The following is an 8,285-nucleotide window of genomic DNA, read 5'->3' as shown; positions in this document are numbered from 1 at the left end:
TACTGAATTGTCTCTTCTCATTTTCACCCATTTTGTCCACTTTCATTTGACGACATACAGCGGAAGCAGTATTTCTCGTATTTGCGGCAATATTCGTCCTAGTCGGGTCTTACTCCTGGCACGAAAACCGATCCCTTTTGCGTCATGGGAAAAAAGCAAATGCAAGTATAGTTTTAAACCATTTAAAGGGTCGAATGCATTATCCGGTTGTTGGTTTTCTAACCGACAAGCAAGAGTGGATCACTCAAGAATTAAGAACAGGCTATAGACCTGCTAAAAGAGAAGGAACAAAACTGGAAATTATCTATGACCCGAATGATGTGACTCGTATTGAAATTTTTTCTTTTTTTAATCTTCATGTACTGCCCATACTTCTTATAGTGATTGGAGCCATTGGTCTGTTGATAGGTATCTTCAGTATTTTGGGCTTATAATAATAATTTGATAATAGACATCGCTGTTGGTTAAAACCTCATTTTCGTGTCGAAAATCAACTAATGAAGACTTCCTCTTCTATTTATCCCAAAAAAAGAGCATTTTATGAGAATTTTCGTATTATACTAGCTGTCTATTATTTTAGCCGTTTACGACAATTGTTTGAACTACTCATGATGAGTAAAACGATACTTATTTTTAGTCTGCTCACCATCACGTCAGCTCTCTTACACGCCCAAAAAGTTGTCTATAACCAAAATGGCCTGTCTCTGCAAATACGGGCGACTTTAACCAAATCCTATCGACATGCTACTATTCAAGGCCAGGCTGAAGACCGATACATCTGGCAGGTCGATGCCCGGCTAGCCAATGCTAATGCTGTTCCGGTGAATCTCCGTGGGTTTTACATAAAACGAACCGTAAAGTGCTTCGAAGGCAGTGGAGACCCCAACCAGGCCAATTGTAAAATGGGCACTGTGCTGGAGAACATGCCTGTCGTCTTACCCGCAAAGGACAGCAAATTGATAAGTGGCTGTTTCGACACCAACTGCTCGGAGAACCTCGATATTGACTGGTGGATTTCGGATTGGGTCTTGAAATCGGGTACGGCCCCAAAAAACATCCCGGGCCAAAATGGTCTTTCCACATTTGAGTCAGCAAGCTCCAATGGATTTGACCCTGCAACCTGGGCAGTCATGAATGAAGCCAAGAAGTTGTATGAAAAGGTCAATGCCGAGACGCCACACTTTGTTAAGCTCGGTGATGATCCTTTCTCAATATACAGATATCTCGAATGGTTTAAGTTATTAAACTATGCGCGTATTGCAGAACAAGATCGTCGCTGGGCATTAGTGGCACATAAAAACGGGAGCTTGCCTTGTGTAAAGTACCATATTTTAGACTTGAGGGCAGCGCTCATAAGTAATAAAGCTTATATTGACTTTCTTGAAGCCATCAACTGGGAGAAGCCAAGTGCGTTGAATAATTCGAGAGAATTCATTGATGAGAATATGGAAAAGTACTTTTATTCCAAACAGCGCTCCGATCGTGATCCACTCCTGGCAGAGGCTAAAAAAATTCTTGAAGAAGTACAGGAATGTCCACTTAACCACAATATACTGGACGAATGGAATGAAGCCGACTATGCTCCAAGCGGTCGGCCGGGTTCAGGAATCAATCCGTTCGTTGAGCCGCAGGATACATCGTCTCCATCTTCGCCAGACGTAGCAGACACACAAGCGCAGCAGGCTGACAATACTTCTCAAACCGGGTATAGTGCCAACAACAGTGCCAGAAAAGATACGCCTTCTCAGCAGAGTAACCCGAAAGCGGATTTCTCGATAGGCGAACAGGTGAGTTCAACCGTGGCCAGTTCGGCACAACCAAACAATTCAGCTTCCCCATCCTCGTCAGGGTCGACTGACAAAAGTGCGTCGACTGTTTACACGACCAATTTTAAGGCGGCTCTGCAAGCCTCCAATAAAAATGATTATCGTAAAGTCATCGACTACCTGACCACGGCCATAAAAGCCCAGCCCGATTCGCCAGACGCTTATTTTCTCAGAGGAAACACGTATGGTTATTTGAATCAGTATAATGAGGTTATCGCCGATTATGACAAAGCCGAAAGCCAGGGAAATCGTACCGCGAATTTATATGAGTGGCGCGCGGCAACCCACAAGATTCTGCATAAAAATGACGACGCACTGGCCGATTATACCCAAGCTATTTCAGCCGCTCCACTAGAGAAAAAGGCATCGTACTATACGTTTCGGGGCAAATTCTATGAGAAGTTAGGCCAGCCTGCCAATGCATTTGAGGATTATATTCAGGCCCTGCGTTTAGACCCGAATAATCTAACGGCGAACCATTCAGTATCAATCGGATATTCCCTGCCAAATCAGTCCAACCATACAGCTACTTTAGCGTCAGCGGACTCCGTTGTTAGTATTAGTATAGCGCATAATGCCCTTGTTCTTGATGCTATTGAAGCATCGATAAAAGGGGAACATAGTAAAGCCCTTACGTATTTGAATAAAGCCATAATGGCCCAACCCAGCTGGCCAGACGCTTATTTTCAACGAGCTTCTCTCTATCGAGAATTAAAACAGTACAAGCAGTCTCTTTCAGACTTTAATAAAGTGGAAAGCCTGGGAAGGCATGACGAAATTTTATATACCTCGCGAGCGGACTTAAATAAAATTCTGCATAGAAATGACGACGCACTGGCTGATTATACCAAAGCTATTTTGGTCGCTCCACTGGAGAATACAGAAACGTATTATACAAGAAGTGTAGCCTATCAAACTAGAGCACAGTTCTACGAATATTTAGGACAGCTTCTGAATGCACTTGAGGATTATACCCAAGCCCTGGGTTTAGAACCCGATAATCATGATGCAGCCAGGGAAGTAAAAAGGCTAAAAAATCGCCTGAACACGATGAGCCCTAAAAAGCGTTAAATTCACGATTGCGAATAAGGTTAATCAAAAACGCACCATTGGCCTTATTGCCGATGAGAAGAATTGGAATAATTGCCTGCTCCAACCGGCAGCCCTTCTTTTATTCGTTTATTACAAGAAGAATGCAAATCTGCCAAGGTGATTGATGTGTCTAGCAGTATCTTGAAACGCCCGTTTTCGAGAGACGATGTTCCACCCTACCGCGTATGCCTTCAGAGCTTCATTCACCATTCTCAAATTGTCGTCTCACGAATCAACTTCTCATTTTGAACGCCGTAGTTGAGTTCGTGCGAACGTTTATGAATTTTTACGAACGTGCAAAGTTGCAAACCGTGCAAACTTGTTAAGCAAAGGCATTAATACAACCTTTATTTACAAATTATGCAAGTGTAGAAAATCCGAAGGGTTTGTGGTTTTCAGTTACCCTACCTACCCTCTGTTTTTGAGTTTGAATTGGGTAAAGAGAGATTTATTATGAGGAGTATATCAAGTTTGAATGTGGAAATAATGCTATGATAATATATGATAGAGAAAATTTTCACTGGTATGAAATGCGGTTAATTTATTACTATCGTATGCTCCTTCCCTTTTGTTTACATACAATAAATTTGAAGGTTTATCCATGTTGATATTACCCCATGGTTTCCACGGCACTTCTCACTTTCTTATAAAAAGCAGTTACCTTGACACGAGGATCGCCCTTGCCTAGAGTTTCGATGGGCAGATACCCTCGATAACCCGATTGACTGATGATTTGCATTATTCTGGAAAGATCCGTGGCGACCTCCTGTCCATTGACAAACACATTTTCTTTGATTTGCCAGGTAGCTGCATAAGGGGCAACTTTAGCGATATGCGCGTAAGGGTCTCCAATCTTGAAGCTACCAATATCCAGATTCACGGCTAGCCAATCCGAATTGACCTGCTGCACAATCGATAGGATGTCATCGGCGGTTTGGATGAAATCAGCATGGTTCTGCAGTACAAGAACTACCCCTTGCTCAGCGGCATATTTCGTACATTCAACGATGGCATCAACGACCCATTTCTCTACCTGCTCACGGTTATAGCCCGCTTGCAACTCTTTACCTGTTCCAGCGAAAATCCGTAACACCGGGGCTCCCAGTCGGCTGGCAAAGCCCAGCCATTTCTTAACCAACTCTACCTCGGCTTTTCGGCGGGAGAAATCAGGCAGCGTAAAGTCATTGCGTACCCCTGTCCCGCTGATGGCAAGACCCAGCCGAAACGCTTTTCGCTTAATGGTATTGACATAGTCATCTTCCGGTAGATTGGGATAGTTGGGAAAATAATATGCTGTCGGATCAACTGCCGCAAAACCCAGATCGGCACAAAAGTTTAACACTTGTTCCAGACTTATCTGCCCCTTCGACAAGGGTTCGTTAAAGGAATACAGGTTACAGCTTAATCGAACGGGAAGAGGTTTTTCAACTTTCCCAGAAGCCAGCGATTTAATCTCGTCTCGGCTGGTAAAAACAAGTGGCACACTGGCCAAGGCTGTTTTGAGAAAAGCTCTGCGGTCTGGTGATTGCTGGCCCATGCTCGTAGGTGGTATGATTTAACCTTTACAGAAACCCAGAAGTATCCGTAACAGAAAACGCTTATAAAAGGCAAAATACCAGTACACCTACTTAGAAGCATATGGCTAGACATTATTTATTTTATCTTGCCGTATACTTCAATATAATATCTTCTTTTACCTAGAACCATATTTAAGTTAAAAACCTCAATTATCATTCTTTTATTTGCATAATACTTGGTTATTCCTCAGAAGCGGTGAATTTATAAACCTGGATTTTATTGAGCAAATTATGAATTTTAATTCTTATAGTATATAACCCATTTTAATTCATTAATTTTAAGGCCATTTTTAGCCCCATCATGACATTATTTTTCCTAACTATCTCAGTATCAACTTTAGAAAGATAATCGCTTAGCGAGGATTTAAATGGCATTTAAGAGACTATCTCTTTATCATCACTACTCCACTCCTCTCGTTTCAGGTGGGGAACGATACCAATGGCGCTTTCCAGCTCTTCTCTGATCACCTGTTCGACATACCCTTCGAATTCATACGTTGTAGCCAGGCAATCATGGATGGTGAATAACGGCACCTCAGGACTCTCCTGACTAATCCGGCCCGCAATCCGGTTGAGGAATATATGAGATTCAATGGTCTGCAGTATGTGGGCTAAACGGGTATGATTGTCTTGCTTTAGCAGTTCCAGTAACCCCAACACCCAGGGGAACACCGATTGAAAGGCCTCTTTACGGGCAACAAAAAAAACACGGTATTCATCATTCTCCGAAAACAGGGCGGTACTGATCATGGCTTTCAATGCCTTGCGGGATTTAATGCGTTTACCGGTTACTTTTTGGAGCTTCTCCCCCAAATATTCATAGAGGTTTCCCTGACTAACCCGGGCTGTACATTCAGAAATTTCTGCTGCAATATCTAACCGCTGTTCCTGTACTTGTTTTGCGTTTTTAAACTGCGAAAATAGTTTTTTACGAGTTGCGCACATAATGGGGACTCGGGGTGAAAGAGAGGGTGATGCTGCTTCTATACTACCAGTAGTATAAGAAGTAGTATAACGAAAAGTAGAAACTAAAGCGCTACCTTTATTTTCACTAGCACTAATGTTATTTTCATTACTATCGACCAAATTAACACTAGAGGTGCCGTCACTTTCACTACCTCTACTGTTAATTTCGTGATGAGTACCGTTATTTTTTTCTTCACTAGCGTAACTAACACTACCCCTACCGTTAAAACTAGCCTGGCTACTGTTAATTTGATCGATATGTGTAATAATTCGATCAATTAATGCTGGTGATAGTAATTTTTGGGTCAACTCGGGCAGATCGGCTAAGGTAAGCGTCTGCGTTGTTTGAGTGGGTTGGTAAAAGTCCTTGTGAAACAAAACCATCGCCAGGTAAGGCTGCGAGCAACTTAGGTCAATGGCCACTAAGGGTTGCCCGTTAAAGCTTAGAAACTGCCGCAGCTCGCTTTTCAGGTTAGTTAACGGGCTATGAAACCGGTGCCCACTGGTATCCACCGAAAACATTTCGGTTTTACCCACCAGTCGATGAATCATGGTTTGGTAACTGCCGTGTCGACTGGCTGCACTCCGTCTAACCTTCCCATCAGCGGATTGACGCTGCTCCTCATAGAGTCCGTCAATATATGCCTGCGCCCGATCTACATCGATCTGCAGGCCCGCAAAATGATGTATCAAATACGGATACTGCTCCCGGGCTCTTGTTCTTTTTTCCTGTTGAAGCCCATCCGGCTGAACCAATTTGGGGTCGGTTATCGTCACCACGCTGGTTTTGACCCGGTAGGTTTCGGTAAACTGGTAGCCCCGTGACTTTATTCCCTTAATATAGATGTTATCGCACTCCAGCACGCCAACTGTGACCAGATAGCGCAGGTAATGCTGATAGTCCCGGATTCGACGTTTCAGCAGCTGTGAATTCAGCGGCACATACAATACATCGTCTTCCATACCCGGCAGAAACCGGTGATCATAAGCGGGTAGTTCATAAATCAACCCCAGGATGTACTGTAGCTTATCAATGGCTAAAGGATGGTGCGGTGGTTGCGTTTCTAGCAGGTGACCCAGGTCTAGGTTGTGTGGAAGCGTAATGGTCTTTTGATGTGTCATCGTCAAAAATAAGGGCGTACAAATCTGCGAAGCGTACAACTCGAACCCTGGGACAGAGAACCATTTGCACGCCTCGCATGAATTGCAGTCGGTTTACAGATTAACTTTTACGGTACTTGCGGCTCTCTCCCTGTAGCTTCTCCTTAACGAGGTAGCCTACCCGGTAGAGATTCTCCAGATATTTATCTGCGGTTCGTTCAGCAATGCCGATTGTCTCACCCAGCTTGACGGCTTCGGCCCGGCTGAACAAAACACCATCGGGCAAGATCCCGTAAAACTTCCGATGTTCTGGCTTGAGCCCCGCCAACTCTTTTTTGGGCAGCAAGTCGAAGATGTTGACCGAATGCTGAAACAGAACCTCCCCCAGTTCGATGGCGCTGCGAAAGTCAGCCTCGTTACACTCTATATCCTCCGCCCACCGGTGCTCATGCTGCAATCGCCGAACCGCGCTTAATATCATCGCCAGCCGAAAGACAATCAAACCAGAACGTTTTACAGCACCTTGAACATCGGGGCTTAATTCGGCTTGAGTTTGCTTCAGTAAATGCGAATAATTGATATTCAGCACCGCCCACTGGCTTTCGGTAAAGGAAAATTTTACTGGCCGCTGCGCAAATTGCAGGATCTCTTTGGCAAACCAAGTCCCTGTTTTCTCGAACAGGGCCGCGCGATCCCCTCGCTGAGCCGATGGGGACACATCCCGCCACCTGGCCATTTCCTGGAAATGATAGAAGGCAAAGCGACTAAACAACCCATTCTCCGCTGAGGGAATAATGCCGACAACCTGGCCCGGTGTACCTGTTAATACGATCGATAAGCGGGGATTATCAATTTCGACAAGTTCTTTTTTGGTCTTCCGCGCCAGAGAAACCGGTTCGTGGTGAAAGGCTTTCCGGAGCAGGTCTGAAAAATTGCCCCAGTCCTGGCGGATATTATTTCCCAGCGTATCGGCCTCGGTTTCGATCATGATGCCTCTGCCGCCATTCTGGTTCAACTGCCCGATCAGATTCGCGGCACTGTTGTTAGCCGGGAGGATAAGAATTCTATCCTCTCCGTTGATCGGCAATGCCCTTAACGCTTTGTCCAGCGGGCCCACCAGGCTTTTGGCCCAGACCATGCTTCCTTTTCCACTGGCGGCCGGTGCAGCAATGAATATGAAAAGATTAGCATGAATCCGATCCCCACTATACGTTCCCGTTACATTATCGATGCAGCCGCTTAAAACTCCCAAGACTGAAACCAGAAACACATCGCGTTCCCGCCAGTCCTCGAAGCTCTCACAAACCTTTTTTAAAGGCAGTGGCAGACGTTTGTACAGGGATTCGGGAATAAAAGGCATATTCGATTCCATTTCGCTGGCCTCCTCCGTTGTAACATCAGTGGGCGGAACCCTGTCACCCCCGTCGGATTTACTTTTTGGCGGCTCAACTACGATTTCTTCGAAATCTACCTCGTCAGAATTTTCAATTGCAGCTAAATAGCTTTCGATATCATCAAAGGTGACATCGGACAGAGCAACACTTCCACTTCTGGAATTATGACTTTCGTACCCTGCCCCATCGGGCATCGTCCAATTTGAAATGTTCATTTTAGTATGTTTTAATAGATTTGACTTTACTTCTCTCAAGCATTTGGTTGACGGTGTCTTAGCCCCCTAAATGGTTGGACAAAATTGTAAAAACAGTTTAGTCCATTAATTTAG

General features: G+C 44.5%; 5 protein-coding genes. 2 read left to right on the top strand and 3 right to left on the bottom strand.

The genetic code is table 11. From position 1 onward, the window contains the following. Positions 1-137 precede the first annotated feature (137 nt). Positions 138-434 carry a DUF3592 domain-containing protein gene (locus ACYVHX_RS29570; protein WP_460675336.1) on the top strand — a complete coding sequence of 99 codons (297 nt, stop codon included), beginning with the start codon at positions 138-140 and terminating at the stop codon, positions 432-434. Between the two features lie 63 nt (positions 435-497). Next, entirely contained in the window at positions 498-2,897 is a 2,400-nt protein-coding gene (locus tag ACYVHX_RS29565) for a tetratricopeptide repeat protein (protein WP_460675335.1), read from the top strand. A 631-nt stretch (positions 2,898-3,528) separates the two neighbouring features. Here the strand turns inward: ACYVHX_RS29565 and ACYVHX_RS29560 are convergent. The 3 genes from ACYVHX_RS29560 to ACYVHX_RS29550 all read right to left on the bottom strand — a co-directional run bounded on the left by ACYVHX_RS29560 (position 3,529) and on the right by ACYVHX_RS29550 (position 8,171). Beyond that, complete coding sequence (locus ACYVHX_RS29560; RefSeq protein ID WP_460675334.1) at positions 3,529-4,455, bottom strand: sugar phosphate isomerase/epimerase family protein; 927 nt, start codon at positions 4,453-4,455, stop codon at positions 3,529-3,531. A 415-nt stretch (positions 4,456-4,870) separates the two neighbouring features. Continuing rightward, positions 4,871-6,583: a hypothetical protein gene (locus tag ACYVHX_RS29555; RefSeq protein ID WP_460675333.1), complete on the bottom strand. Its 1,713-nt coding sequence runs from the start codon at positions 6,581-6,583 to the stop codon at positions 4,871-4,873. A 100-nt stretch (positions 6,584-6,683) separates the two neighbouring features. Then, complete coding sequence (locus ACYVHX_RS29550; RefSeq protein WP_460675332.1) at positions 6,684-8,171, bottom strand: DUF3987 domain-containing protein; 1,488 nt, start codon at positions 8,169-8,171, stop codon at positions 6,684-6,686. Between the last annotated feature and the right edge of the window lie 114 nt (positions 8,172-8,285).

The organism is Larkinella ripae (genome assembly GCF_054780775.1).
This window is presented reverse-complemented; position numbering and strand designations above follow the sequence as displayed.